Raw genomic sequence first — 26,102 nt, 5'->3', positions numbered from 1 at the left:
ATGCAAGGGCGGGGGGCGTCAGAGGATGAAGTCGCCCGGACCCAAGGGGGCGGCGCCGAGCATGTTCACGTCGATGTAGAAGTCCGCCACGCCGTCGCCATTGAGGTCGCCACTCAGGCTGTAGACCGACCCCGACTGGCCGCCTTCGCTCCAGCTTCCCGTCATCTGGTAGCGCAGTTGTCCTGCCACGCCGGTGAAGGCGCCGGTGCCGAGGAAGCTGAACGCGTTGTCGCTTCCGCCGGTCACCGCGTCGACCAGGCTGAGATCGATGATGTCGGCGTCGGCGGTCGAGAAGTAGATGCGGTCGATCTGCGTCGTGCTGACGCTGGTCTGGATGATCTGGTAACGATCGGCGCCAGCGCCGCCGTTCATGATGTCGGTTCCCGGCCCGCCGTTGAGCGCGTCATTGCCGTTGCCGCCGATCAGCATGTCGTTGCCGCCCCCGCCGTTGAGCGTATCGTTTCCATCGCCGCCGTTCAGCGTGTCGTCGCCGGCGGATCCGATCAGCGAATTATTGCTGCTGTTGCCGGTGATGATGTTTGCCAGATTGTTGCCGGTGCCGGTAACCGCAGTGCCGGTCAGTTCCAGATTTTCGACATTGGCCGCCAATGTATGGTTGATCGACGACGCGACAGTGTCGGTCCCGCCGCTCGCGGCTTCGATCACCGCGTCGCTGCTATCATCGACGATATAGCGGTCGTCGCCGATGCCGCCCGTCATCGTGTCGGCGCCCGTTCCGCCGTCGAGCGTGTCGTTGCCGTCGTTGCCGTTCAGCGTGTCATTGCCGGCTGCACCAAACAGCGAATTATTGCCGCTATTGCCGGTGATGATGTTCGCCAGCGTATTGCCGGTACCCGAGGCTGCGGTGCCGATCAGTTCCAGATTTTCGACATTGGCGCCCAGCGTATAGTTGATCGAGGCCCTGACGGTGTCGGTTCCGTTGCTCGCGTCCTCGTTCACCGTGTCGCCGATATCTTCGACCACATAGGTGTCGTTACCCGTTCCGCCATGCATATTGTCCACGCCGCTGCCGCCGACCAGAAGGTCGTTGCCGTCGCCGCCATAGAGCGAGTCGTTGCCGGTTTCGCCATAGAGGGTGTCATTGTCCGCATCGCCGTAGAGCGTGTCGCTCCCGCCCCCTGCGAACAGCGTGTCGTTCCCGGTTCCGCCGTAAAGGATGTTGCTTCCGGTCCCCGTTGCCAGAATGTCGTCGCCCGCGCGTCCCGCCAAGGTCGTGTTTGACCCATCGAAACTTGTATCGAGCGTGTCGCCGAACTGCGTGCCGTAGACCCACCAGATGTCCTCGATGCCGTTAATCGAAGTGCCGAGGATGGTCGCGGATCCCGTCGTCAGCAGGGAGGTGAAATTGATCGACACACCGCTGGCGTAAAGTCCAAGGTCGAGGCCTACCCCGTCGGTGCCCAGCCCGCCGTCGATGTAGTCGCCCAGTCCGCCGACCAACAGATCATTGCCCGATCCTCCGATCATCTCGTCATAATAGATGTCGTTGACCACCGTGGACATGCGATAGAGATCACCCTCCAGGGTGTCGTGGCCGTTGCCGCCATTCAGTGTATCGCTGCCGCCTAGGCCGTTGAGTGCGGAGTTATAGCCCGCCAGCGAACCCGTGCTTATTACGTCGCCATATTGGGAACCCGTCGCCCACCAGAGCTGTTCGAAATTGCTGTAGGTAGCGCCGGCGAGGGTCATGGTGCCGCTGGACCACATCGGCGCGAAATTGACGACCACGCCGGCAGTGGCATGGTCGAGGCGCAGGATTAATGCGTCGAAACCCGATCCGCCATTGGCATTGTCCTGAAATCCGGCATAGATAAAGTCGTTGCCACCCTCGCCATAAAGATTGTCGATCGAGGTGTCGGGGTTCTGGCCGTCGTTGTCGAGGATGTAGTCGTCTCCGTCGCCGCCAAATAGCCAATCGCCTCCCCCATGGCCTAGGGTATCGTCGGCGGCCGAGCTGCCATAGATCGTGTCACTACCGGCGGTTCCGTTGTAAACGGGCATTGGATGGCGTCCTCTCTGTCGCTGTATGGCCGGGGTCGACCCGCGTCATTGGGCGTAACGGAACGCAGAGCGCTACGCATCGGGAATCAGTTCTATTTTGGTTGAGTTCCGGAAGGAGCGTATGCCGCGCCGCTACGCAGACGCGCTGACGCGAAAAAGGGCGGCCCGTTTCCGGACCGCCCTTTTGGTTCCTGCGATGAACCGCCGGATCAGCGCGAATAGAATTCGACGACCAGGTTCGGTTCCATCTTCACCGGATAGGGGACTTCGTCGAGCGTGGGGACGCGGACATAGGTCGCCTTGGTGCCGTCGATGGCGAGATATTCGGGCAGGTCGCGCTCGGGCAGGCTCTGCGCTTCGGCGACCAGCGCCATTTCCTGTGCCTTCTTGCCGAGGGTGATTTCGTCACCCGGCTTCACCAGGCGGCTCGCGATGTTGCACTTCACGCCGTTGACATAGACGTGGCCGTGGCTGACGAGCTGGCGGGCCGAGAAGATCGTCGGGGTGAACTTGGCGCGATAGACGACCGCGTCGAGGCGGCGCTCGAGCAGGCCGATCAAGTTCTGGCCGGTGTCGCCCTTCATGCGGCTGGCTTCGAAATAGTTCTTCTTGAACTGCTTCTCGGTGATGTCGCCGTAATAGCCCTTCAGCTTCTGCTTGGCGCGCAGCTGGATGCCGAAGTCCGACACCTTGCCCTTGCGGCGCTGGCCGTGCTGGCCGGGGCCATATTCGCGGCGGTTGACCGGGCTCTTCGGGCGACCCCAGATGTTCTCGCCCATCCGGCGGTCGAGTTTATACTTGGCGCTCTGGCGCTTCGACATTGTTGTCTCCAATATGCTGTGTGCCGAAGGATTTCGGCGGGTTCCCGGGTCGCACCATAGGAGCATTGTCCTATGCGACCGCCGCTTCACCGGGGTGCGGGGTCCATTGCGAAGGCGCGCGGTTAGACGGGGCGGGGCGGAAAGTCAAGCGCTGCGGCCCGCTGCGGATGCCTGTCTCGACAGGCGGAAAAAAGCCGCTAAAGCCAGCGCGCATGACCGCTGCCAAATCTCCCGAACAATGCGAAACGATGATCGACGTCCGGGCCGGGGTCGACGAAGTCGACCGCGAACTCGTCGCGCTGCTCGTGCGCCGCTTCGGCTATATGGACGCCGCGGCGCGCATCAAGACCGACCGCAATGTCGTCCGCGACGAGGCGCGCAAGGCGCAGGTGCTCGACAATGTCGCGCGCGAGGCTGCGGCGGTCGGACTCGAGCCCGATCGCTTGCGCGCGGTGTGGAATGAACTGGTCGAACAGTCGATCGCTTATGAGATGGTCCGCTGGGACCGGCTGCGCGCCGATCCCGCCTGACGCATCGGAGCGACCGCTCAGTTGGTGCTGTTGCCCGCCGGCTTTTCGGCGGCGGCCTCGACCGTCCCGGTTTCGACCGTGGGAGCCTTTACCGTGCGGCACACCTTCTTGGGTACGCTGCTGCCGGTCGATTCGATCCGTTCGCAGACCTTTTTGGGCTTGGCCGGCTTCGCGGTCTGTTCGGTGGCGGGGCGATCGGCCGTATCGGCGGTCCCCGCGGCCGCGAGGGCGAGGGAGAGCAATATCGTCATCATCGGAAATCAAGCTCCTGAAAAAGCGGCCGACCGAACCTCTCCATATGCCGGCCAATTCCCGAGCCGATCCTATGGCGATATCATGTTGAGCGGACTTGCCGCTGTCCAGCCAAAGTAGACCGCGCGGGCGAACGAATGTTCGCGCCGCGCGATTGGTATTTTCTACGGTTATCCGCGGGTAAGGCGCGTGTTCAGTTGACCGCGCCGTTGCCGGACATGGTCTTGTAACCCTGATCGACCAGATCGAGCGACTGGGCGCCATCGCGCGCGATATTGTCCCACTGCTCCTGCGTCTTGCAGACGCGCTTGCCAAGATTGCTGCCGGTCATCTTGGTCGTCTTGCAGATCTTCTTCGGCTTTTCGGGCTTCGCCGGCTGGGTCGTCGTGGCGCCGTCGGCGGGCGGGTTTTCGGCTGCCGCTGCGGCGAGGGCGAGCGACAGGAGGATGCTCATCATGGGAAAGTAACTCCAGAAACGATTTGGCGCTGCTTACCGGTTTTTCGGCTTGCGGCCAAGAGCCGTTATGATGCCGTGCATCATCCTGATATCATTGTACGACCAGCCCGTCTTGGTCAGCGTGGTGCGCAGCGTGCGGAGCGTCGCAGCCCGCCGATTCTCCGGGAAAAAATAGCCCGCGGAGTCGAGGTCGCGGACAAAATGCTGGATCAGTTCCTCGAACTCGGCATGCTCGGCGGTCGGCGCGAGTTCGGCGACGGGCGGCTGGGCGAGCGCCTCGCCCTTCGACCATTCATAGGCGAGCAGGATCACCGCCTGCGCAAGGTTGAGCGAGCCGAATTCGGGATTGATCGGCACGGTGACGATGCTGTGCGCCAGCGCGACGTCGTCGGTCTCGAGCCCCGAGCGTTCGGCGCCAAAGACGAAGGCCGAGCGTCCGGCGGTTGCGCGCACCTGCTGCGCCGCGGCCTCGGGCGTCAGCACCGGCTTGGTCACCCCGCGTTTGCGCACCGTCGTCGCATAAATGTGGGTGCAGTCGGCGGTCGCAGCGGCGAGATTGTCGAAGACCTCCGCGTTCGCCAGCACGATGTCGGCGCCCGATGCGGCGGGGCCGGCATCGGGGTTCGGCCAGCCGTCGCGCGGACTCACCAGCCGCAGCTCGGTCAGCCCGAAATTGAGCATCGCGCGCGCCGCCTTGCCGATATTCTCGCCGAGTTGCGGGCGGACGAGGACGATGACGGGCGGCGGGGCGTTGGAGGCGGTCGTCTCGCTCACCCCTTTTGTGCCGCCTCGTTGATCGTCGAGGCGAATTCCTCGAAATCCTTCGCCTCGGTGAATTCACGATAGACGCTGGCGAAGCGGATATAGGCGACGCTGTCGAAGCCCTTGAGCGCTTCCATCACCATGCCGCCGATCTGCGACGCCTTGACCTCATTGTCGCCGGAGGTTTCGAGCTGGCGCTGGATGCCCGACACGAGACGCTCGATGCGCGCGGCGTCGATCGGGCGCTTGCGGCACGCGATCTGGACGCTGCGCATCAATTTCTCGCGATCGAAAGGCTCGCGCCCGCCATCGGCCTTGAGCACCGCGACCTCGCGCAGCTGGATCCGTTCGAAGGTGGTGAAGCGCGCGCCGCAATCCTCGCACTGGCGCCGGCGACGGATCGCCGCGCCGTCCTCGGTCGGACGGCTGTCCTTCACCTGACTGTCTTCATGGCCGCAATAGGGACAACGCATGGGTCAGCGTTTCACCCGCATCAGGAGCGCGATCGCCGCGCCGATGAACAGGCCCGCGGGCCAGCTGATCGCGTCGAGCACCAGCCCGACCGCGGCGCCGATGCCGCCGCCGATCAGCACCGGCCGCGTCGACGGATGCGCCATGCCCTGCTTGCCCATCGCCTTGATCTCTTCGATCGTCAGCTCGGCAAGCGTCGGTTCCTCGGGGTGCTGGCGCGCCATCGGATCAGCCCTGATAGATGGGGAAGCGTTCGCACAGCGCGCGGACGCGCTTGCGGACATCGGCTTCGACATCGGCGTCGCCATGCTCGCCCTTGTCACGCAGTGCCTCGAGCACGTCGGCGACCATGTCGCCGATCGCCTCGAATTCGGCGATGCCGAAACCGCGCGTGGTGCCGGCGGGCGAACCGACGCGGATGCCGCTGGTCTTGACCGGCGGCAGCGGGTCGAAGGGGACGCCATTCTTGTTGCAGGTGATCGCCGAGCGCTCGAGCGCCTCGTCGGCGTCGCGGCCGGTGATGCCGAGCGGACGCAGGTCGATCAGCGCGAGATGCGTATCGGTGCCGCCCGCGACCACATCGGCACCGCGCGCCTTCAGCCGGTTCGCGAGCGCCTGTGCGTTGGCGATCGTCGCCTTGGCATAATCCTTGAACTCGGGGCGCAGCGCTTCGCCGAACGCCACCGCCTTGGCCGCGATGACGTGCATCAGCGGGCCGCCCTGCAGCCCGGGGAAGACCGCCGAATTGATGCGCTTGGCGATCGCTTCGTCGTTGGTCAGGATCATGCCGCCGCGCGGGCCGCGCAGCGTCTTGTGCGTCGTCGTGGTGACGACATGCGCATGTTCCATCGGCGAGGGGTGTGCGCCGCCGGCAACGAGGCCCGCGAAATGCGCCATGTCGACCATCAGCAGCGCGCCGACATCATCGGCGATGGCGCGGAAGCGCGCGAAATCGAGCGTGCGCGGATAGGCCGATCCGCCCGCGATGATGAGGGCGGGGCGATGCTCCTTCGCCAGCGCCTCGACCTGGTCGAAATCGACGAGATGGTCGTCGGGGCGCACGCCATATTGCACCGCGTTGAACCATTTGCCCGACATGGCGGGCGGGGCACCATGGGTCAGGTGGCCGCCGGCGTCGAGGCTCATGCCGAGGATGGTCGCGCCGGGTTTGGTCAGCGCGAGCATCACCGCGCCGTTCGCCTGCGCGCCCGAGTGCGGCTGGACGTTCGCGAAATTGCAGTCGAACAGCTTCTTGGCGCGGTCGATCGCCAGCGTCTCGACCTCGTCCGACGGCGCGCAGCCCTGATAATAGCGGCGGCCCGGATAGCCTTCGGCATATTTATTGGTGAAGACCGATCCCTGCGCTTCGAGCACCGCCTTCGAGACGATATTCTCGGAGGCGATCAGTTCGATCTGATATTGCTCGCGCTCCATCTCATGCTTCATCGCCGCCGCGACCGCGGGGTCGGTGGTGCCGACGCCGTCGGTGAAATAGCCGGCCGATTTGATGGGCTTGTCGAGCGTGTGGGTGGTCATCGGCTGGTCTCCAGTTGGGCCAAATTGAAGGGAGGCTTGGATAGCTTGTCGACGCGGCGCGCGTGGCGGTCGCCGGCGAAGTCGGTGGTCAGGAAGGCAGTGAGGCACGCCTTGGCCATGTCGATGCCGGTCAGCCGCGCGCCCATCGCGATGACATTCGCGTCATTATGCTGGCGCGACAGGCTCGCCGACAGCGGTTCGCTGACGAGCGCACAGCGGCAGCCGGGGTTGCGGTTGACCGAGATCGAGATGCCGATCCCCGACCCGCAGAGCGCGACGCCCTTTTCGGCGCGGCCGCTCGCGACGGCGTCGGCGAGGCGATAGCCATAATCGGGATAATCGACGCTGTCGGGGCCGTTGGTGCCAAGGTCTTCGACCTCATGGCCCTGCTCGCGCAGCCAATCCGCGAGCGATGCTTTGAGCTCATAGGCGGCATGATCGGAGGCAATGGCGATGCGCATGATGCGGCTCCCGCAGGGCTGGAGGGAATCGATGAGCGGCCTTTAGGCGAAGGCGCGCGGATTGGCCATAAGCGAGGTGGCAAATTTGTGACGCAGCCGATAAGGCCGCTCCATGTTCGAAATCTTGATATCGGTGCTGATGCTGGCGGGGATCGTCCTGATCGGTGGAGCGGTGGTCGTATTCCGGGGCGGCGACCGCCGCCGCGCCTTGCTGATGGTGATTGCGGCACTGGTGATGTTCGCCAATGTCACGATCTGGACGCTTCCGAGCCCGGAGCAGGCGACGACGACCAAAGGCGCCGAATGAGCGACGACTGCGTCCACCGCGAGGTCGGGCGCTATTGCCCCGATTGCGGCAAGGATTTGCGGCCCGAACCGATCACGCGCCAGACAGTCGTCCACGAACTGGTCGAGAATTGGTGGGAAAAGGGCGTTCTGCACACGCTGGTCGGACTGGTCGTGCGGCCCGGTATCCTGATCCGCCGCTATATCGAGAGCGACCGCGACATATTGGTCAAGGTGGTCCCCTATATCGCAGTAGCCCTGACGCTGAATATCGCGCTGCGCGCGCGTTTCCTGCCGGGAAGCATGACGACCGAGCTGTCGGTAATCGAAACGCTCCAGAAAGAGCCGCTGGTCATGCCGCTGCTGTCGGCGCTGATTTCGGCGCTGGTGCTGAACTTCATCTTTTATCGTGGCGCGTCGGCCGGCCTTTTCGGCACGATGGTAATGCGGCTCTACGTCCTCGCGCAGGCGGTCCTTCTCGGGCTTTTCGCCGACCTCGCGATGGAGATTTTCTTCGCCGACCGCAGCGTCGCGCGCAATCTCGCGCGCCTTGCGGTCGGGCTCGGCTTCACCATCTTCGCGGTGCGCCAATTCTACGCGGGCGAGGGGCGCGGCGGGTGGATTCGCGCGACCGCCGCCGTCCTGTGCGGCGAAATCGCGCTGATCCTGCTCGTCTATATGCCCGCCGCGATGATCCAGAATGCGGGGCTGCTCGACTGATCCGTCAGCGGATCGGCGAATCGGGTGCGAGCCGCATATCCAGATAGTTATCGAGCGACTTCATCAGCTGGTCGAGCTCATGCTCGAAGAAATGGTTCGCGCGCGGGATCTCGTCGTGATGGATGGTGATGCCCTTTTGGGTGCGCAGTTTGTCGACCAGTTTCTGCACGGCCGAGGGGGGCACGATCTCGTCCTGCCCGCCCGCGACGATGATGCCCGACGAGGGGCAAGGGGCGAGGAAGCTGAAGTCGTACATGTTCGCCGGCGGCGCGACCGACAGGAAGCCGCGGATTTCGGGGCGGCGCATCAACAGCTGCATGCCGATCCAGGCGCCGAAGCTGAAGCCGGCGATCCAGGTGGTCTGCGCCTCGGGATGGATCGACTGCACCCAGTCGAGCGCCGAGGCGGCGTCGCTGAGTTCGCCGATGCCGTTATCGAACGTGCCCTGGCTGCGGCCGACGCCGCGGAAGTTGAAGCGCAGCACCGCGAAACCGCGCGCGACGAAGCTTTTGTACATCGCCTGCGTGATGCGGTCGTTCATCGTCCCGCCGCCCTGCGGGTGCGGGTGCAGGATCAACGCGACGGGCGCGCGCGGGCGCGGCGGCGGCGAGAAACGGCCTTCGATACGGCCTTCGGGGCCGGGGAAAATCACGTCGGGCATGGGCGCACCTTTATGTTTCTGGGGCTTGCCACCGATTCGCCGGACGGCGGGGTGGCGGAGCGAAGATGGCGCCTATATAGAAAATAGGTCTCAACATGCAACTTTTGCGAATCGTTCGCAACAAGGACATTTTCGGCGAATGATTTACCTCGATTATCAGGCCACGACGCCGCTCGCTCCCGAGGCGCGCGAGGCGATATTGCGCTGGCTGGCGGGGGCCGAAGGAGACGGCTTCGCTAACCCGTCGAGCACGCACAAGGCCGGCCGCGCCGCCGCCGCCGCGGTCGAGGTCGCGCGCGATCAGGTCGCGGCGCTGCTGCCGCAGGGCGGGCGGGTATTCTTCACCTCGGGCGCGACCGAGGCGCTCAACTGGGCGCTGCTGCGCGGCGCCGAGGCGATGCCCGGCGGCGTTGCGGGGCTGAGCATCGAGCATGCCGCGTCGCTGCAATGCCTCGAAAGATTGAGCGCGGCCATCCTGCCGGTCGATAGTGCGGGGCTTGCGCTGGCACCCGACACCGAGCTGATTCCCGAAAACGGCATTGTTGCGACGATGCTGGTGAACAACGAGGTCGGCACGATCCAGCCGGTCGCCGATTTCGCCGCCGCTGCGCATGCCAAGAACAGCCTGCTGCTCTGCGACGCGGTGCAGGGCTATGGCCGCGTCGCGATCCCCGACGGTCCCGATATGATCGCGATTTCGGCGCACAAGATCCACGGGCCGAAGGGCATCGGTGCCTTGTGGGTCAGGGACGGCGTCGACCTGCCGCCGCTGATGTTCGGCGGTGCGCAGGAACAGGGGATGCGCTCGGGCACCGTCTCGCCCGCGCTCTGCGCCGGTTTCGGTGCCGCCGCCGCGCTGGCGGCCGAGCGCTTCGACGAAGACGCCGCACATGTCGAGCGCCTCTGGTCGCTTGCGCTCGACATGCTCCCCGAATGGACGATCAACGGCTCGGCCGAGCATCGCTATCATGGCAACCTCAACATCCGGCGCGAGGGCGTCAACGGGCTGCGGCTGATGTCCGATGCGCGCAATGTCGCCTTCTCGCTCGGCAGCGCGTGCGGCAGCGGCTCGGGCAAGGTCAGCCATGTGCTGCGCGCGATGGGGGTGAGCGAGGCCGACGCCCGCGCCTCGATCCGCCTCGGCTGGGGCCGTTACACGAGCGAAGCCGAGTTGCGCGAAGGCTTGCAAGCGATCAAGGATGCCGCACGCCTTCAGGGAGTGAATTGAGTGCGCGTCACCTTCATCCACGCCGACGGCAAGGAGCGCACCGAGGCCGAGGCCGAACCGGGCAGCATCCTGCTCGACGTCGCGCAGGCGCATCTGATGCCGCTCGAGGGGACGTGCGAGGGGCAGATGGCCTGCTCGACCTGCCATGTCATCATCGACAAGGCGGATTTCGACCGGTTGCCTGAAGCGAGCGAGATGGAGGAGGATATGCTCGACCTTGCCGCCGGCGCACGTCGCACCAGCCGCCTGTCATGCCAGATCCTGCTCACGCCCGACCTCGACGGTCTGACCGTCCATATTCCCGCCGAAAGCCGCAACATGCAGGGGCCGCGCTGATGCGCGCGCTGCTCGTCGCCGCGCTGCTGCTGACGGCCGCCTGCTCGGCGGTTCCGCCCGAACCCGGCGGCGATACCTTTGCCTTCGGGGACAATATCCGCGATATCGAGAAACGCAGTGGCGGACGCCTTGGCATCGCGGTGGTCAAGGACGATGGCCAGCTGCTGTTCGGCAGCAACGCCAACGACCGTTTCGCCATGTGCTCGACCTTCAAATTGCTGCTCGCGGGGCAGGTGCTGCGCGGTGCCACCGACGGCGGGCCGTCGCTCCGTACCCCGCTGCCCCTCACCAAGGCCGATATCGTCCCGCACTCGCCCTATAGCGAGGCCAATCTGGCGCTCGGCGAACTGCGCCTCGGCCTCGCTGCCGAGCAGATCGTCACCGTCAGCGACAACGCCGCCGCCAACCTGATCCTGAAGGCGACCGGCGGCCCCGAGGCCTTCACCCGCCGGATGCGCGACATGGGCGACGCCGTCACCCGCCTCGACCGCTACGAGATCGAACTCAACGAAAACGCCGTCGGCGATCCGCGCGACACCACCACGCCGCAGGCGATGGCGAAAAGCGCCGCCCGGCTCGTTTATGGCGACCATCTCGACCCCAGCTATCGCAAGTCTCTGCGCGAATGGATGGTCGCGAGCAAGACCGGGCTGGCACGCATCCGCGCCGGACTGCCGGCGGGTTGGCTGTCGGGCGACAAGACCGGGAGCTGCGGCAACGCCTATAACGACGTTGCCTTCGTCGAGGCGCCGGACGGGGGCAAATATGTGATCGCGGTCTATCTCGACCGGCCGGTGGTCGAGGGCGAGGCCGCCAATGCGGTGATCGCCGACGTCACCCGCGCGGTGGTGGAGGATTTGTCGAAGCTTTAGGCAGGGGAGGGGGCGATGCGGTTCTGGACGGGATTGTTTCTGGCGCTATTGCTTGCGTCCTGCGATCGCCCCGACGCTCTCGGCTTCGCCGCACAATCGCCCGATCCGGTCAAGCATGGCGAGCGGGTGTCGCGCCTCCTCGGCTGTTCGGGCTGTCACGGCGCCGATCTCGCGGGCAAGGAATGGAGCGAGCCCGAGTTCGCCACCGTCTGGACCGCCAATCTGACGGTCGCGGCCGTAGAGTTCGACGATGCGCAGTTGAAGGCGATGATCGTCGGCGGCAAGAAACCCGACGGCACCCCGCTCTGGGACATGCCCTCGCACCTGTTCACCCGATTGTCCGATGCCGACATGGCGGCGGTGATCGCCTTCATCCGCAGCAAGCCCAGGACGGGCGCGGCGCATCCGGCGCCGGTTTTCGGCCCCGCCGCGAAAAAGGAAATGGCCGAAGGCCTCTATGTCTCCTCGGCGGTGCTGGTCGACCGGCACGGCAAGGCATGGCCCCCCGACGCCGGCCCCGAACATGCGCTCGCGCGCTACATGGTCCGCGCCACCTGCGCCGAGTGTCACGAGATGAATTTGCGCGGCGGTACTCCCTATCCGGGCGCCGACCCGCGCCCCGATCTGCGCATCGCGGCCTCCTATGACCTCAAGGATTTCCAGCGCCTGCTCCACACCGGCATCGCGCCGGGCGAGCGCAAGCTCGGCCTGATGGGCGAGATGGCGCGCGGGCGCTATGCGGTGTTCAGCGACGCCGAAATGGCGGCGATCCACGCCTATCTGAAGGCCGTTGCCGAGCGCGATCCCTGACCGCTTGATTTTCGCCGCCGCCGCCGCCATATGCGCCCCGGGAGTCGGGCGGACGTGGTCTTCGCCAACCCGGTCAGGTCCGGAAGGAAGCAGCCGCAACGAATTCGCCGCGGGTCGTTCCGGCTCCCACCTCAATGCATCGTCAGTCCAGTGATACGCCGAGCCGTTCGGCCTCGGCGGCATAGATGCGCGCAACAGCCTCGGTGAACGCCATAGTGCGCTGCGGCACACCCTCCATTTCCGCGAACATGGCATTGTATGCGTTGCACGCGCCAAGCTGGTCGCCTGTCTCATAACCTTTCATTATGGCGGTCAGATGGGTCATCACGTCCCCCATCGATTTCATGTAAAAAGACCAGCCGTCCTTTAGATCTGGGTGGCTAAACAGCGATGCGGCAAATTCCGCTTTGCGCTTTTGGGTCCACACACCAGCGTCGATCATGCGCTGGGCATGCCAGTCGGCGACCTGCTCGAAATAACGATTCACGTCGTTCGCCGCTGAAAGCCATGGGCTTGGATTCTCAAGGGATTTTCCGAGATCGGCCTCAATCTCATCCAGCGAGCGCTTGCAATCGAGTTGCAGGGGCGCGCCAGTCGGGACCATGGCGGGAGGTTGCGGGCGTTCGGTCCGGGCGGTCGGCACCTGCGCCTGGGCGGCAATCGGGACAGCCGCCAACATTAAGGGGGTAGCCCATCGGAACCAAATGCCCATAAAGCCCTCCTGCACGCCTGCTTCGCGCCGGGCTAACGCGCGAACGCGCTATGGGCAATGCGGCATTTTCGTCTATGCCTCACCCCGTGAACGACGAATCCGATTCCCTTCCCGACGACAATACTCCGATGCTGGGTATGGACCTGCCGGAAGTGCCGTCGCCGGCCGCATCTTCCGGTCCCTACCGCGTCCTCGCGCGCAAATATCGCCCGCAGACTTTCGCCGAGCTGATCGGGCAGGATGCGATGGTGCGCACGCTCGGCAATGCGATCGCGCGCGACCGGCTCGCGCATGCCTTCCTGATGACCGGGGTGCGCGGGGTCGGCAAGACCTCGACCGCGCGCCTGATCGCGAAGGCCTTGAACTGCATTGGCCCCGACGGGCAGGGCGGGCCGACGATCGACCCCTGCGGCATCTGCGAACCGTGCCGCGCGATCACCGAGGGGCGCCATATCGACGTGATCGAGATGGACGCCGCGTCGAACACCGGCGTCGACGATGTGCGCGAGATCATCGAGGCGGTGCGCTACGCCGCCGTCTCGGCGCGCTACAAGATCTACATCATCGACGAAGTGCATATGTTGTCGCGTAACGCCTTCAACGCGCTTCTAAAAACGCTCGAAGAGCCGCCGCCGCACGTCAAATTCCTGTTCGCGACGACCGAGGTGAACAAGGTGCCGGTGACGGTGCTGTCGCGCTGCCAGCGCTTCGACCTCCGCCGCATTACCCCCGACATGCTCTTCGCGCATTTCAGCGCGATCCTGCAAAAGGAAGGCGTCGAGGCCGAGGCGCCGGCGATCTGGCTGATCGCCAATGCCGCCGAAGGGTCGGTGCGCGACGGCCTGTCGATCCTCGACCAGGCGATCGCGCACGCCGATCTGGACGGCGGCGGCATGATCGGTGCCGCACAGGTGCGCGTGATGCTCGGCCTGTCGGACCGCTCGTCGATCGCCAACCTGATGGCGACGATTTTGGAAGGCGACGCGGGCGGCGCGATCGACCTCGCGCGCAGCCAATATGCGCTCGGGATCGAGCCCGTCGCGATGGTGCGCGGGCTGATGGACCTGACCCACGCGATCACGCTCGCCAAGGTGTCGCGTCACGAGGATCCGGCGCTCGCCGAAGCCGATCGCGCCCGCATCGTCGATTGGGCACAAAAGCTGGGCTTCGCGCCGCTCAACCGGCTGTGGCAATTGCTGCTCAAGGGCCATGACGAGGTGTTGCGCGCGAACAACCCGCTCGAACATCTCGAAATGCTGCTGCTGCGCGTGATCTATGCCGCGGCGATGCCCGACCCGGGCGAGCTTGCGAAGATCCTCGAAACCGGGAATTTCCCGACCGCGCCGCTGCCCGCGCCATCGGAGCCCGTGCAGGACGCGACCGCCAGCGCGCCCGAACCCGTCGCGGCCGAACCCGAAGCCCCGGCATCGGCGCTCACCGTCGCGCAAATCTATCAGCTGCTCGAAAGCACCGGCAACCACCGGCTCGCGGTGGCGGTCCACGATCATCTTCGCATTATCACGCTCGAACCGGGGCTGCTGGTCTTTGCGCCGGGGCCGGGGATCGACGCCAATTTCGCGCGCGACCTCGGCGAAGCGCTGCTCAATGCCACCGGCAGCCGCTGGCAGGTGCGCGGCGAGGAGGGCGAGGCGCGGCCGAGCCTGGGGCAGGTGCGCGCCGCGACCGCCGCCGACAACGACCAGCGCATCCGCGAACTGCCCGTGGTGAAAGCGGCTTTGGCGGCTTTTCCCGACGCGAGGCTTGTCGAGGGCGACGACAATCGCCATAGGTCGAACCCATGAAATCGATGGAAGAAATGCTCAAGGCGGCGCAGCAGGCCGCCGAAACCGTTCAGGCCCAGATGGCGGAGGCGCAGGCGAAGCTCGACAGCGTCGAGGTCGAAGGCATCTCCGGCGGCGGCCTCGTGCGGATCACCGCGAGCGCGAAGGGCCGGATCAAGGCGATTGCGATCGACGACAGCCTGATGGTGCCGTCGGACAAGCAGATGCTCGAAGACCTGCTCGCCGCCGCCTTCAACGACGCGCGCGAAAAGGCCGACCAGGCGAGCAACGCCGAAATGGGCAAGATGACGAGCGGTCTGCAGCTCCCCCCGGGTTTCAAGCTGCCCTTTTGAACGGGGTCCGGCATGGCTCGTTCAGCGCAGCGACATTGAATGCGGCGCAAGTTACGCCATATTAGCGGTTGAAGACCCTATAAGAGGGACGGCGTGCCGGTCGCGGGCGCTTGTCCAGGAGCCATGATGAGCCAGACTTTCCCCCTGTTGCCGCTGCGCGACATTGTTGTTTTCCCGCATATGATCGTGCCGCTGTTCGTCGGCCGCGATCGCTCGGTCGCCGCGCTCGAAGTCGCGATGGAAGCCGACAAGGAGATTTTCCTCGTCGCCCAGCTCGATCCGGGCGAGGACGACCCGGCGCGCGACGACCTCTATGACGTCGGCGTGATCGCCACCGTGCTCCAGCTGCTCAAGCTGCCCGACGGCACCGTCCGCGTGCTCGTCGAGGGCAAGGAGCGCGCGAAGCTCGTCGCGCTCGAAAATGACGACAAGGCCGTGCTCGCGCGCGTGACGCCGATCGCCGATGCCGAGGACGACAGCGTCGACACCGCGGCGCTGATGCGCTCGGTCGTCGACCAGTTCGAAAATTACGCCAAGCTCAACAAGAAGATGCCCGCCGAAACCGCGGTCCAGCTGTCGCAGATCGAGGATGCCTCGCGTCTTGCCGACTCGGTCGCGGGCAACCTCAACATCAAGGTCTCGGACAAGCAGGCTTTGCTCGTCGAGGGCCAGCCCGCCAAGCGTCTCGAAATGGTCTTCGCCTTCATGGAGGGCGAACTCGGCGTGCTGCAGGTCGAAAAGAAGATCCGCGGCCGCGTGAAGCGCCAGATGGAAAAGAGCCAGCGCGAATATTATCTCAACGAGCAGTTGAAGGCGATCCAGCGCGAACTCGGTAACGACAATGGCGAGGGCGGCGACGATCTCGCCGAACTCGCGGCCAAGATCGAGGGCATGAAAATGTCCAAGGAGGCCAAGGCCAAGGCGCAGGCCGAGATGAAGAAGCTGCGCGCGATGGCGCCGATGTCGGCCGAAGCCACCGTCGTGCGCAACTATCTCGACACGCTGATCGGCCTGCCCTGGGGCAAGAAGTCGAAGCTCAAGAAGGATATCGCCAAGGCGCAGGATATCCTCGACGACGACCATTATGCCCTCGAAAAGGTCAAGGACCGGATCGTCGAATATCTCGCGGTGCAGGCGCGCACGAACAAGCTGAAGGGGCCGATCCTGTGCCTCGTCGGCCCGCCGGGCGTCGGCAAGACCAGCCTCGGCAAGAGCATCGCCAAGGCGACCGGGCGCGAGTTCATCCGCCAGTCGCTCGGCGGCGTGCGCGACGAGGCCGAAATCCGCGGCCACCGCCGCACCTATATCGGCTCGCTGCCGGGCAAGATCGTGACCAACCTCAAAAAGGCGGGCACGATGAATCCGCTGTTCCTGCTCGACGAGATCGACAAGCTCGGTCAGGATTTCCGCGGCGACCCGGCCTCGGCGCTGCTCGAGGTGCTCGACCCCGAACAGAATGGCAAGTTCCAGGACCATTATCTCGAGATCGACGTCGACCTCAGCGACATCATGTTCGTGACGACGGCGAACTCGCTCAACCTGCCGCAGCCGCTGCTCGACCGCATGGAGATCATCCGGCTCGAAGGCTATACCGAAGATGAAAAGGTCGAGATTGCCAAGCGTCACCTCGTCGCCAAGCAGGTCGAGGCGCATGGGCTGAAGGCCGGCGAGTTCGAGCTGACCGAAGAGGGCCTGCGCGACCTCATCCGCTATTACACGCGCGAAGCCGGCGTCCGCACCCTCGAGCGCGAGATCGCCAAGCTCGCGCGCAAGGCGCTGCGCCGCATCCTCGAAGGCAAAGCGACGAGCGTCGTCGTGACGCCCGATAACCTCGCCGAATTTTCGGGCGTGCGGAAATACAAGCATGGCATGGGCGATCTCGAGGACCAGATCGGCGCCGTCACCGGCCTCGCCTGGACCGAGGTCGGCGGGGAACTGCTGACGATCGAGGCGGTCACCGCATCGGGCAAGGGCCAGGTGCGCACCACCGGCAAGCTCGGCGAGGTGATGACCGAGTCGGTGCAGGCCGCGCTATCCTTCGTGAAGGCGCGCGCGCCGAGCTATGGCATCAAGCCCAGCCTGTTCGCGCGCAAGGATATCCACATCCACCTGCCCGAAGGCGCGGTGCCGAAGGACGGCCCCTCGGCGGGCGTCGGCATGGTCACCGCAATGGTTTCGACCCTCACCGGCATTGCAGTGCGCAAGGATGTCGCGATGACCGGCGAAGTCACGCTGCGCGGCCGCGTGCTGGCGATCGGCGGGCTCAAGGAAAAACTGCTCGCGGCGCTGCGCGGCGGCATCAAGACGGTGCTGATCCCCGAGGAGAATGAAAAGGATCTGGTCGAAATCCCGAAGAATATCACCGAGGGATTGCGGATCGTTCCGGTCAGCCATGTCGACCAGGTGCTCGCCGAAGCGTTGGTCGAGCCGGTCGAGCCGATCGAATGGACCGAGGCCGACGAACTGGCGACATCGCCTCCCGTCGCAACCGCAACCGACCCCGAGACGGCGATTCGCCATTAACCACGGTTAACCGGGGCGGCTTTTCGTCGCAAAAACGTCACTTTGACGCGATTTTGCCCCTTTTTTGCTTTGACAAGACGGGGGCAAAGCGCGTTAGTGGCGCCCCATGGCCCCGGCCATGAATCATTCAACCAAATAATCACAGGGGTTCCTTAGGCATGAACAAGCAAGACCTGATCGCCGCAGTTGCTGACTCGAGCGGCCTGACCAAGGGCGACGCGAGCAAGGCAGTGGAAGCTGTTTTCGACGCGATCACGGGTTCGCTCAAGAAGGGCGGCGAAGTCCGTCTCGTCGGCTTCGGCACCTTCGCCGTCAGCAAGCGCAAGGCCTCGACCGGCCGCAACCCGCGCACCGGCGAAACGATGACCATCGCGGCGTCGAACCAGCCGAAGTTCAAGGCCGGCAAGGCCCTCAAGGACGCCGTCAACTAAGTTGGCCGGCACCTTCTGGTGAAAAACGATCGGGTCGTGGCGCAAGCTGCGGCCCGATTTGTTTTTGAGGGCGCCGATCGGCAAAATCGCCGTTGCAATCGCCACCGCAGCGGCTATGGACGTCCGGCTTTCGGACGCGGCATCAGCCGCTTCGGTCCGGGACGGGCGCGTAGCTCAGCGGTAGAGCACACCCTTCACACGGGTGGGGTCACAGGTTCAATCCCTGTCGCGCCCACCATGACTTCGGGGCAAAACCCTGGATGACTGGACCATTCATCACCTATTCAATGCGATCGCCCTAGGACGATGACCATGTTCCGCATGATCACCCTTTCGCTTGCCTCGGCCTGCCTGCTCTCGACCGGCGTGCCCGCCATGGCGCGCGGCGACCGCGACCAGGACAATCTGCGCGATGCCGCGGCGCAGGGGCAGGTTGTCCCGCTCGGCAAGCTGATCGCCGACGTGCGCTCGCGCTCGCCCTATCGCGACATGACCTATCTCGGCGGGCCGCAGTTCGATCCGCAGCGGATGATCTACACGCTCAAATTCATGGACGGCAGCCAGGTCGTGGTGGTCTATGTCGACGCGCGCACCGGCCGGATCGTCGGGCGCAAGCCCTGAACCCTGCTATCCCGATTACTTCACCTGTGACATTTGCGATGACCGTCGCCAATGGGTACACAGATCGACAGCGGCCGGGCCAACCGGCTTGCCCTAGGAAAGGCGCCTGAATGCGGATCTTGATTGTCGAAGACGAACCCACGCTGGGACCGCAGCTGAAAGCGACGCTGGAGGGTGCGGGTTACGCCGTCGACCTCGCCACCGATGGCGAGGACGGGCATTTCCTCGGCTCGACCGAAAATTACGATGCGGCGATCCTCGACCTCGGGCTGCCCGAGATCGACGGGCTGACCGTGCTCGACCGCTGGCGCCGCGAAAAGCGCAATTTCCCGGTGCTCGTGCTCACCGCGCGCGACAGCTGGTCCGATAAAGTGGCGGGGCTCGACGCCGGCGCCGACGATTATCTGGCGAAGCCGTTCCAGACCGAGGAACTGATCGCTCGTCTGCGCGCGCTGATCCGCCGCGCCGCGGGCAATGCGTCGAGCGAGCTGATCGCGGGGAAGGTGCGGCTCGACACGCGTTCGGGTCGCGTCACGCTCGACGGCGAACCGGTCAAGCTGACCGCGCAGGAGTATAAGCTCCTCTCGTACCTGCTCCACCACAAGGGCAAGGTCGTGTCGCGCACCGAATTGATCGAGCATATCTATGATCAGGATTTCGATCGCGATTCGAACACGATCGAAGTGTTCGTGACGCGCATCCGCAAGAAGCTCGGCGCCGACATCATCACCACGATCCGCGGTCTCGGCTACCAGCTCGACGATCCGCAGGGCTAAGCCGTGGCGGAGGCCGATACCCCGGCCATCGTAGCCGAAACCGACGCCGCCAAGCCCGCCGCGCTGACGAGCCGGATCACCGGCTCGCTCGTGCGGCGCATGATCGCGATCGCCGCGATCTGGATTTCGGTGCTGCTGATCGGCGGCGGCTTCGCGCTCGACCGGGTGCTGGTCGGCGCGATCACGCGCAATTTCGATTCGAACCTCGAATATGTGCTGATGAGCATGATCCGCTCGTCCGAAATCGGTCCCGACGGCGAGGTGCGGATGATCGAGCCGCTCGGCGACCCGCGCTTCCTCGAACCCTATAGCGGGCTTTACTGGCAGATCAGCGGCGGGCGGCAGGAACCCTATCCGTCGCGCTCGCTGTGGGAGCGGCGGCTCTCGACGTCGGACAAGCACGACGACCAGGAACTCCATGTCTATGACAGCAACCAGTTTCCCGACGAGGAACTGCGCGTCGCCGAACGCGACGTGGTGCTGCCGGGCAGCACGACCCGGTGGCGGTTCCAGATCGCCCAGTCGCGCGACGTGCTCGAGGTGCAGACACGCGCGCTGCGCGCCACGCTGATCCCCAGCCTCGCGCTGCTCGGGCTCGGCCTGATCGTGCTCGCCGCGCTCCAGACCTTCTACGGCCTGTGGCCGCTGCGCCATATCCGCCGCGCGATCGCGGCGATGCGCGGCGGCCAGCAGCGCCGCGTCACCGCGCCGCTGCCGCTCGAGGTGCAGCCGATGGTCGACGAACTCAACGCACTGCTCGCGCATAACGAGAAACAGGCGGAGGAGGCGCGGCTCCACGCCGGCAACCTGGCGCATGCGCTCAAGACCCCGCTCACCGTGCTCGTCAACAGCGCGACCAGCGACGCGTCCGAACTCGCCGACACGGTGCGGCGCGAGGCGGCGACGATGCAGCGGCAGGTCGACCATCATCTCGCGCGTGCCCGCGCGGTCGGACGCCGCGGTGCCGCGCAGGCGCGCGCCAATGTCCGCGAGAGCGTCGACAGCGTGTCGCGCGCGGTGGCCTTGCTCTATCCCGACACGCGGCTCGATGCGTCGGGCGACAAGGCGCTTGTCGCGCGCGTTGAGCGGCAAGATCTCGACGAACTGATCGGCAATCTGCTCGAAAACGCCGCGAAATATGGCGGCGGCAGCGTCTTCGTCACCGTCCAGCGCGAGGGCGCGATGGCCGAAATTTTGGTCGAGGACGACGGCCCCGGCATCTCGCCCGCCGACCGCACCCGCATCTTCGACCGCGGCGTCCGCCTCGACAGCGGCAAGCCGGGCACGGGGCTGGGCCTCGCGATCGTCCGCGACGTCGCCGAAATCTACGGCGGCAGCATCGCGCTCGAGGAGAGCGAGGATCTGGGCGGGTTGCTCGTGCGGCTCAGGCTACCGGCGGGGTAGAGGGCAGCTTTACTCGGCCGTGGGCGCCGGTTCGACCGCTGCTTCTGCCGCCTGATCGGCAGGTTCGTCCGCGTCCTGCTCTTCGGCCTCGCCAACAAATGTCAGTTTTGCCAAAGGACGGCGCTTTGCCATCTCTTTTGCCAAAGCCAGGAGTTCGCGCTGCGAATTGATCGCGCAATAGTCGCTCGACCAGATATCCATTTCGGGTCCGCTGCGTCGATTTGCGGCGGGGCACTCCGATTGAAGCAGATCGAACGCCTTGATGATCTCGTCCGCTGCGGGCCGGGCGAGCAGCAGATAGTCGCTTCCCGGCCGTGTTCCCGATTGCAAGACCCATAATTCCGTGGGTTTGCCGTCAACGTTGGTCGCGCCGACCTTGACGAAGAAGGAATAGCGATATCCGCTGGCCCCAAGCTCGTCGCGCGAATAGGCTTTGCTTTCGACGATGGCGCAATGAAAAACGCCATAATTTCCTAATCTTAGCCACTCGGGATCGTCGTCTTCGGGCATGTCGCTGCGTTTCACCGACCAGTCGCCCAGCGCAACGCGGCTCATGCAGCCGAAGCTGTCGCCATCGGAGAAATGTTCGGGGACGAGGCCATCTTCACCGCCATAAAGCGGGACGTCGGAATGAATGAGTTCATCGTGGAACTCCTCCTCGTCGTCATCGACACTGGTTTGTGCGCCGACAGCCGGCGCTGCGAGCATCAGCGACGCTGCGGCGATCGTTCGCAAGATTCGCGCGAACGGACCCATCCTAGGCGGCCGTCACCACCAGCCCGCGCTGCACCGCCGGGCGCGCCAGCCCCGCATCGAGCCAGCGCTGGACATGGCCAAAGCGCTCGAAGCCGACGATCTCGGCCGCGTCGTAGAAGCCGACCAGGTTGCGCACCCAGCCGAGCAGCGAGATGTCGGCGATGCTGTAACCCTCGTCGACGATCCATTCGCGGTCCGCCAGCCGGTCGTTCAGCACCCCGAGCAGCCGCGCCGATTCCGCCGCATATCGGTCGCGCGGGCGCTTGTCCTCATAGTCCTTGCCGGCGAACTTGTGGAAGAAGCCGAGCTGTCCGAAGATCGGCCCGGCGCCGCCCATCTGCCACATCAGCCACTGGATCGTCTCGTAGCGCGTCGCGGGATCGGCCGAGAGAAATTGTCCCGACTTGTCGGCGAGATAGATCAGGATCGCACCCGATTCGAACAGCGCGAGCGGCTTGCCGCCGGGGCCGTTCGGGTCATAGATCGCCGGGATCTTGCCATTGGGATTGAGCGCGAGAAACGCCGGGTCGTGACTCTCGTTCGCCATGATGTCGACGCGGTGCGGCTCATAGGGCAGGCCGGTCTCTTCGAGCATGATGCCGATCTTCACGCCATTGGGCGTCGGCGCCGAGAAGAGCTGGAGGCGGCCCGGATGCTCGGCGGGCCATTTGGCGAAGATCGGGTGCGTCATGCGCCTTGCTCCTGCTTCGCCTTCTGGTGGTGGCGGATCACTTCCTCGATGATGAAGCGCAGGAATTTCTCGGTGAAATCGGGGTCGAGGTCGGCGTCGCGCGCCAGTTCGCGCAGCCGGCCGATCTGGCGCTCCTCGCGCGCGGGGTCGGCGGGGGGCAGGCCGCCCTTCGCCTTGAGTTCGCCGACCGCCTTGGTCACCTTGAACCGCTCGGCGAGCATATAGACGAGTGCCGCGTCGATATTGTCGATGCTCTGGCGATAGCGGCTGAGTTGGTCGTCCATGCGCGGCTCCTCTGATGCCCGGCACGCTTGGCACCGCCGGGGGGCTGGTGGCAAGCCGAAAGTCGTTGCAAAATCACCCCCGCGCGGCCAAGGCTCGGCCCGTCATGAGTGCCGAAATCCACCGTCTCCACGGCGATACGCCGCCCTCGCTCGATCCGATGATGGCGCTCGTCGCCGCCGACATGAACGAGGTCAATGCGGTCATCCTCGACCGCATGCAATCCGAAGTGCCGTTGATCCCCGAACTCGCGGGCCATCTGATCGCGGGCGGCGGCAAGCGCATGCGTCCGATGCTGACGCTCGCCTGCGGCAAGCTGCTCGACTATCCGGGCCGCCGCCATTGCAAGCTCGCCGCCGCGGTCGAGTTCATCCACACCGCGACCTTGCTGCACGACGATGTCGTCGACAAATCGGACCTGCGCCGCGGCCGCAAGACCGCGAACATCATCTGGGGCAATAGCGCGTCGGTGCTCGTCGGCGACTTCCTGTTCAGCCGCGCCTTCGAGGTGATGGTCGAGGACGGCTCGCTCAAGGTGCTCAAGATTCTGAGCCGTGCGTCGGCGGTGATTGCGGAGGGCGAGGTCAACCAGCTCTCGGCGCAGCGCCGCATCGAGACGAGCGAGGACCAGTATCTCGCGATCATCAACGCCAAGACCGCCGAGCTGTTCGCCGCCGCGTGCAAGATCGCCGCGGTCGTCGCCGAACGCGACGACGGAGTCGAGGCGGCGCTCGACAGCTATGGCCGCAACCTCGGCATCGCTTTCCAGCTCGTCGACGACGCGATCGACTATGTCTCGGACGAGGCGACGATGGGCAAGGGCGTCGGCGACGATTTCCGCGACGGCAAGGTCACCTTGCCGGTGATCCTGGCTTACGCGCGCGGCAATGCCGAGGAGCGCGAATTCTGGAAACAGGCGATCGTCGGGCACCGCACCTCGGACGAGGATCTCGCCTATGCGACCTCGCTGCTCCACAAGCATGACACGATCGCCGACACGCTCGCGCGCGCGCGGCACTATGGCCAGCGCGCGGTCGATGCGATCGGCGGCTTCCGCGCCAGCCAGGCCAAGGCAGCGCTGACCGAAGCGGTCGCCTTCGCGGTCGCGCGCGCTTATTGAGGCGCGGCGATGGCGATGATGGGTCCCGCGGCCGAAATCCCCGACGCCTATATCGCCGCGCTGTCGGGTTGGCAGCTCGAGCTTTGCACGATGCTCCGCGCCGCGGTGATGCGCGCCGCGGCATTCGACGAGACGATCAAATGGACCAACCTCGTCCTCATGGCGAACGGCCCGTGCATCCTGATCCGCGCCGAGGAGCATCGCGTGCTGCTCGGTTTCTGGCGCGGCAAGAGGCTGCGCGACATCGAACCGCGCATCAAGGCGAGCGGCAAATATGAACTCGGCAATCTGGTGATGACCGAGGAGACCGACGTCGATCCCGCCGTCGTCGAACGGCTCGCGGCCGAGGCCTGGCGCCTGAACTTCGAACTCGGCAATCCCGCGACCCGCACATGACCCTGCGCCTTCCGATCGACGCGGTGCTGCCCGACATCATGGCGGCGCTGACGCTCAAGCCCAATGTCGTCGTCGTCGCGCCGCCCGGCGCGGGCAAGACGACGCGCGTCGCGCCCGAAATATTGAAACAGCCCTGGTGCAAGGGCGCGGTGTGGCTGCTCTCGCCCCGCCGGCTCGCCGCGCGCGCCGCCGCCGAACGCATCGCCGAGGAAACGGGGACGAAGGTCGGCGACCTCGTCGGCTATGCGACGCGCCTCGACAGCAAGCAGTCGAAGGACACGCGGCTTCTGGTGATGACCCCGGGGCTGTTCCGCAACCGCATCCTCGACGATCCCGAACTCCACGGCGTCACCGCTGTGCTGTTCGACGAGGTCCATGAACGCAGCCTCGACGGCGATTTCGCGCTCGCGCTCGCGATCGACGCGCAACAGGGGCTGCGCGACGATCTTCGTCTCGTCGCAATGTCGGCGACGCTCGACGGCGCACGTTTCGGCGCGCTGCTCGGCAATGCGCCGGTGGTGAAGAGCGAGGGCAAGAGTTGGCCGCTCGACCTGCGCCATATCGGCCGCCGCGCCGAGGACCGGCTCGAGGTCAGCGTGCTCGCCGCGGTGCGCCGGGCGCTCGCCGACGAAGGGGAGGGCGACATGCTGACCTTCCTCCCCGGCGCCGCCGACATCGAGCGCGCGGCGACCGCGGTCGAGGAGGCGCGGCTGCCGCTCGTCGTCCACCGGCTGCACGGCCAGATCGATCCCGCGCTGCAACGCGCCGCGCTCGTCCGCGATCCCGGCGGCCGGCGCAAGCTGATCCTCGCGACGAGCATCGCCGAAACCAGCCTGACGATCGACGGTGTGCGCATCGTCATCGACGCCGGTCTTTCGCGTCGCCCGCGCTTCGACAAGGCGGCGGGCATCGCGCGCCTCGTCACCGAACGCGCGAGCCAGGCCTCGGCAACGCAGCGCGCCGGCCGCGCCGCTAGGCAAGGGCCGGGCGTTGCGTACCGATTGTGGGAAGCTGCAGCGACGACGGGCATGCCGCCCTTCGATCCGCCCGAGATTCACGAAAACGACCTGATGCCCGTCGTGCTCGACTGCGCAAGCTGGGGCATCGTCGATCCGCGCCAATTGGGGTGGCTCGATCCGCCGTCCCCCGCCGCGATCGCCGAGGCTAAGACGCGGCTGCAGACGATCGGTGCACTCGCCGCCGACGGTCGCATCACCCCGCACGGTCACGCGCTCGCCGCGATCCCGCTGCCCGTACCGCTCGCGCATATGATCCTCGATGCGGCGGCGGCGGGCGAGGCCGAACTCGCTGCGCGGCTCGCGGTGCTGCTCACCGAACCGGGGCTCGGCGGGCGCGGGGTCGATGTCGAGGCGCGGCTCCAGCGCTGGAAGGGGTCGCGGAACGACCGCGCCGAGGGGGCGTGGCGGCTCGCGCGGCGGCTCGCTGCACTCGCCGAAAAGCGCGTCGGCGACGGCGCGCCGCTCACCACGCGTTCGGTCGGCGGCTGGATCGCGACCGCCTGGCCCGACCGCGTCGCGCGCCAACGTGCCGGACAGCGCGGCGACTATCTCGGCGTCGGCGGCCGCGCATACAAACTCGACCCACTCGACCCCCTCGCGGGCAGCGAATGGCTCGCGATCGCCGATGCGCAGGGCCATGCCGCCGGGGTGCGTATCCTCGCCGCCGCGCCGATCGCGCAGGTCGAGGTGGAGGCGATCTTCGCCGACCGCATCGTCGCGCATTCGGGCAGCAGCTATGATGCGGCGAACGACCGCGTCGATCATCGCCGTGAACGCCGCCTCGGCGCGATCGCGCTGACCAGCGGCAAGGCGGGGCGCGAGGAAAGCGCTGGCGACGACGCCGCGCTGCGCCTCGCGGCGGTGCGCGAAAAGGGGTTGGGGCTGATCGGCTGGGGGCCAGCTGCGCAGGCGCTGCGGCTGCGCGCCTCCTTTGCGGGCATCGACGCGCTGTCGACCGCCGCGCTCGCCGACGGCCTCGATTTCTGGCTCGCGCCTTTGCTTCCCGATTGCCG

The 26,102-nt window shown here is 65.8% G+C and carries 31 protein-coding genes, 1 tRNA gene and 1 other RNA gene; 19 read left to right on the top strand and 14 right to left on the bottom strand.

The window, feature by feature from the left end; genetic code table 11:
* Nucleotides 1-18: 18 nt before the first annotated feature.
* Both B1A78_RS23300 and rpsD read right to left on the bottom strand, forming a co-directional pair.
* On the bottom strand, nucleotides 19-2,022 hold the full coding sequence (locus B1A78_RS23300; protein ID WP_077146892.1) for a calcium-binding protein: 2,004 nt from the start codon (nucleotides 2,020-2,022) through the stop codon (nucleotides 19-21).
* Nucleotides 2,023-2,231: 209 nt separating this feature from the next.
* Entirely contained in the window at nucleotides 2,232-2,843 is a 612-nt protein-coding gene (gene rpsD, locus B1A78_RS10380; RefSeq protein WP_077146891.1) for a 30S ribosomal protein S4, read from the bottom strand.
* Between the two features lie 212 nt (nucleotides 2,844-3,055).
* On the opposite strand from rpsD, the gene B1A78_RS10375 reads away from it, so the two are divergent.
* A complete protein-coding gene (locus tag B1A78_RS10375; protein WP_077146890.1) occupies nucleotides 3,056-3,373 on the top strand; it encodes a chorismate mutase in 318 nt (105 codons plus the stop codon).
* 17 nt (nucleotides 3,374-3,390) lie between these two features.
* Here B1A78_RS10375 and B1A78_RS10370 read toward each other — a convergent pair whose 3' ends face one another.
* From B1A78_RS10370 to rpiB, 7 genes are all read right to left on the bottom strand, one after another.
* Complete coding sequence (locus B1A78_RS10370) at nucleotides 3,391-3,627, bottom strand: hypothetical protein (RefSeq protein ID WP_077146889.1); 237 nt, start codon at nucleotides 3,625-3,627, stop codon at nucleotides 3,391-3,393.
* Between the two features lie 191 nt (nucleotides 3,628-3,818).
* Nucleotides 3,819-4,082: a hypothetical protein gene (locus tag B1A78_RS10365; protein WP_077146888.1), complete on the bottom strand. Its 264-nt coding sequence runs from the start codon at nucleotides 4,080-4,082 to the stop codon at nucleotides 3,819-3,821.
* Nucleotides 4,083-4,115: 33 nt separating this feature from the next.
* Nucleotides 4,116-4,856, bottom strand: coding sequence for an RNA methyltransferase (locus B1A78_RS10360; protein ID WP_077146887.1), 741 nt, complete (start codon nucleotides 4,854-4,856; stop codon nucleotides 4,116-4,118).
* Nucleotides 4,853-5,317, bottom strand: a complete 465-nt coding sequence (gene nrdR, locus B1A78_RS10355; RefSeq protein ID WP_077146886.1) for a transcriptional regulator NrdR — start codon at nucleotides 5,315-5,317, stop codon at nucleotides 4,853-4,855. The genes B1A78_RS10360 and nrdR overlap by 4 nt, the downstream gene beginning before the upstream one ends.
* A gap of 3 nt (nucleotides 5,318-5,320) precedes the next feature.
* Entirely contained in the window at nucleotides 5,321-5,539 is a 219-nt protein-coding gene (locus B1A78_RS10350; RefSeq protein WP_077146885.1) for a hypothetical protein, read from the bottom strand.
* A 4-nt stretch (nucleotides 5,540-5,543) separates the two neighbouring features.
* The gene (glyA, locus tag B1A78_RS10345) at nucleotides 5,544-6,851 is read right to left on the bottom strand and encodes a serine hydroxymethyltransferase (protein WP_077146884.1); all 1,308 of its coding nucleotides are present in this window, start codon (nucleotides 6,849-6,851) and stop codon (nucleotides 5,544-5,546) included.
* Nucleotides 6,848-7,312, bottom strand: a complete 465-nt coding sequence (gene rpiB, locus B1A78_RS10340; RefSeq protein WP_077146883.1) for a ribose 5-phosphate isomerase B — start codon at nucleotides 7,310-7,312, stop codon at nucleotides 6,848-6,850. The genes glyA and rpiB overlap by 4 nt, the downstream gene beginning before the upstream one ends.
* 112 nt (nucleotides 7,313-7,424) lie before the next feature.
* Here rpiB and B1A78_RS10335 point away from each other — a divergent pair, with 112 nt between their 5' ends.
* Together B1A78_RS10335 and B1A78_RS10330 are read left to right on the top strand one after the other, a co-directional pair.
* Nucleotides 7,425-7,619: a hypothetical protein gene (locus B1A78_RS10335; RefSeq protein ID WP_077146882.1), complete on the top strand. Its 195-nt coding sequence runs from the start codon at nucleotides 7,425-7,427 to the stop codon at nucleotides 7,617-7,619.
* The gene (locus B1A78_RS10330) at nucleotides 7,616-8,317 is read left to right on the top strand and encodes a DUF3667 domain-containing protein (protein WP_077146881.1); all 702 of its coding nucleotides are present in this window, start codon (nucleotides 7,616-7,618) and stop codon (nucleotides 8,315-8,317) included. Before B1A78_RS10335 ends, B1A78_RS10330 begins: the two co-directional genes overlap by 4 nt.
* Before the next feature lie 4 nt (nucleotides 8,318-8,321).
* Here B1A78_RS10330 and B1A78_RS10325 read toward each other — a convergent pair whose 3' ends face one another.
* Nucleotides 8,322-8,978 carry an alpha/beta hydrolase gene (locus B1A78_RS10325; RefSeq protein WP_037510410.1) on the bottom strand — a complete coding sequence of 219 codons (657 nt, stop codon included), beginning with the start codon at nucleotides 8,976-8,978 and terminating at the stop codon, nucleotides 8,322-8,324.
* A 139-nt stretch (nucleotides 8,979-9,117) separates the two neighbouring features.
* Here B1A78_RS10325 and B1A78_RS10320 point away from each other — a divergent pair, with 139 nt between their 5' ends.
* The 5 genes from B1A78_RS10320 (at nucleotide 9,118) to ffs (ending at nucleotide 12,358) form a co-directional block, all read left to right on the top strand.
* A complete protein-coding gene (locus B1A78_RS10320) occupies nucleotides 9,118-10,206 on the top strand; it encodes a cysteine desulfurase family protein (RefSeq protein WP_077146880.1) in 1,089 nt (362 codons plus the stop codon).
* Nucleotides 10,207-10,542, top strand: coding sequence for a 2Fe-2S iron-sulfur cluster-binding protein (locus B1A78_RS10315; protein WP_077146879.1), 336 nt, complete (start codon nucleotides 10,207-10,209; stop codon nucleotides 10,540-10,542).
* A complete protein-coding gene (gene bla, locus B1A78_RS10310; protein ID WP_256837738.1) occupies nucleotides 10,542-11,414 on the top strand; it encodes a class A beta-lactamase in 873 nt (290 codons plus the stop codon). The genes B1A78_RS10315 and bla overlap by 1 nt, the downstream gene beginning before the upstream one ends.
* Nucleotides 11,415-11,429: 15 nt before the next feature.
* Nucleotides 11,430-12,224 (top strand): cytochrome c, encoded by a 795-nt coding sequence (locus tag B1A78_RS10305; protein WP_077146878.1) that lies wholly within the window; start codon nucleotides 11,430-11,432, stop codon nucleotides 12,222-12,224.
* A gap of 36 nt (nucleotides 12,225-12,260) precedes the next feature.
* An RNA gene (gene ffs / locus B1A78_RS10300) (signal recognition particle sRNA small type) lies at nucleotides 12,261-12,358 on the top strand.
* 8 nt (nucleotides 12,359-12,366) lie between these two features.
* Here the strand turns inward: ffs and B1A78_RS10295 are convergent.
* Nucleotides 12,367-12,936, bottom strand: a complete 570-nt coding sequence (locus B1A78_RS10295) for a hypothetical protein (protein ID WP_144037766.1) — start codon at nucleotides 12,934-12,936, stop codon at nucleotides 12,367-12,369.
* A 128-nt stretch (nucleotides 12,937-13,064) separates the two neighbouring features.
* Here B1A78_RS10295 and B1A78_RS10290 point away from each other — a divergent pair, with 128 nt between their 5' ends.
* The 8 genes from B1A78_RS10290 to B1A78_RS10255 all read left to right on the top strand — a co-directional run bounded on the left by B1A78_RS10290 (nucleotide 13,065) and on the right by B1A78_RS10255 (nucleotide 20,825).
* Nucleotides 13,065-14,738 carry a DNA polymerase III subunit gamma/tau gene (locus B1A78_RS10290; protein ID WP_083734044.1) on the top strand — a complete coding sequence of 558 codons (1,674 nt, stop codon included), beginning with the start codon at nucleotides 13,065-13,067 and terminating at the stop codon, nucleotides 14,736-14,738.
* Nucleotides 14,735-15,070, top strand: a complete 336-nt coding sequence (locus B1A78_RS10285) for a YbaB/EbfC family nucleoid-associated protein (protein ID WP_077146876.1) — start codon at nucleotides 14,735-14,737, stop codon at nucleotides 15,068-15,070. Before B1A78_RS10290 ends, B1A78_RS10285 begins: the two co-directional genes overlap by 4 nt.
* A gap of 126 nt (nucleotides 15,071-15,196) precedes the next feature.
* Nucleotides 15,197-17,593, top strand: a complete 2,397-nt coding sequence (gene lon / locus B1A78_RS10280) for an endopeptidase La (protein ID WP_077146875.1) — start codon at nucleotides 15,197-15,199, stop codon at nucleotides 17,591-17,593.
* Nucleotides 17,594-17,751: 158 nt separating this feature from the next.
* Nucleotides 17,752-18,024: an HU family DNA-binding protein gene (locus B1A78_RS10275; protein ID WP_037510426.1), complete on the top strand. Its 273-nt coding sequence runs from the start codon at nucleotides 17,752-17,754 to the stop codon at nucleotides 18,022-18,024.
* A gap of 163 nt (nucleotides 18,025-18,187) precedes the next feature.
* Nucleotides 18,188-18,262 (top strand) — tRNA-Val (locus B1A78_RS10270).
* 74 nt (nucleotides 18,263-18,336) lie between these two features.
* Nucleotides 18,337-18,645 (top strand): hypothetical protein, encoded by a 309-nt coding sequence (locus B1A78_RS10265; RefSeq protein WP_077146894.1) that lies wholly within the window; start codon nucleotides 18,337-18,339, stop codon nucleotides 18,643-18,645.
* Nucleotides 18,646-18,755: 110 nt separating this feature from the next.
* Nucleotides 18,756-19,421 carry a response regulator transcription factor gene (locus B1A78_RS10260; protein WP_058810093.1) on the top strand — a complete coding sequence of 222 codons (666 nt, stop codon included), beginning with the start codon at nucleotides 18,756-18,758 and terminating at the stop codon, nucleotides 19,419-19,421.
* A gap of 99 nt (nucleotides 19,422-19,520) precedes the next feature.
* Nucleotides 19,521-20,825 (top strand): HAMP domain-containing sensor histidine kinase, encoded by a 1,305-nt coding sequence (locus B1A78_RS10255; protein ID WP_077146893.1) that lies wholly within the window; start codon nucleotides 19,521-19,523, stop codon nucleotides 20,823-20,825.
* A gap of 9 nt (nucleotides 20,826-20,834) precedes the next feature.
* Here the strand turns inward: B1A78_RS10255 and B1A78_RS10250 are convergent, their stop codons facing one another.
* The 3 genes from B1A78_RS10250 to B1A78_RS10240 are packed head-to-tail and all read right to left on the bottom strand — an operon-like array spanning nucleotide 20,835 to nucleotide 22,556.
* Nucleotides 20,835-21,560: a hypothetical protein gene (locus tag B1A78_RS10250; protein ID WP_144037765.1), complete on the bottom strand. Its 726-nt coding sequence runs from the start codon at nucleotides 21,558-21,560 to the stop codon at nucleotides 20,835-20,837.
* A 22-nt stretch (nucleotides 21,561-21,582) separates the two neighbouring features.
* Nucleotides 21,583-22,272, bottom strand: coding sequence for a glutathione S-transferase N-terminal domain-containing protein (locus B1A78_RS10245; RefSeq protein ID WP_077146873.1), 690 nt, complete (start codon nucleotides 22,270-22,272; stop codon nucleotides 21,583-21,585).
* Entirely contained in the window at nucleotides 22,269-22,556 is a 288-nt protein-coding gene (locus B1A78_RS10240) for a chorismate mutase (RefSeq protein WP_056350687.1), read from the bottom strand. Before B1A78_RS10240 ends, B1A78_RS10245 begins: the two co-directional genes overlap by 4 nt.
* A gap of 104 nt (nucleotides 22,557-22,660) precedes the next feature.
* Here B1A78_RS10240 and B1A78_RS10235 point away from each other — a divergent pair, with 104 nt between their 5' ends.
* The 3 genes from B1A78_RS10235 to hrpB form a co-directional block, all read left to right on the top strand.
* Nucleotides 22,661-23,674 (top strand): polyprenyl synthetase family protein, encoded by a 1,014-nt coding sequence (locus tag B1A78_RS10235; RefSeq protein ID WP_077146872.1) that lies wholly within the window; start codon nucleotides 22,661-22,663, stop codon nucleotides 23,672-23,674.
* Between the two features lie 9 nt (nucleotides 23,675-23,683).
* On the top strand, nucleotides 23,684-24,070 hold the full coding sequence (locus B1A78_RS10230; protein WP_077146871.1) for a DUF1801 domain-containing protein: 387 nt from the start codon (nucleotides 23,684-23,686) through the stop codon (nucleotides 24,068-24,070).
* On the top strand, nucleotides 24,067-26,102 hold a 2,036-nt coding region (gene hrpB, locus B1A78_RS10225), incomplete at its 3' end, for an ATP-dependent helicase HrpB (RefSeq protein WP_077146870.1). The genes B1A78_RS10230 and hrpB, both read left to right, overlap by 4 nt.

This window comes from Sphingopyxis sp. KK2 (assembly GCF_001990265.1).
Taxonomy (GTDB): domain Bacteria; phylum Pseudomonadota; class Alphaproteobacteria; order Sphingomonadales; family Sphingomonadaceae; genus Sphingopyxis.
This window is presented reverse-complemented; position numbering and strand designations above follow the sequence as displayed.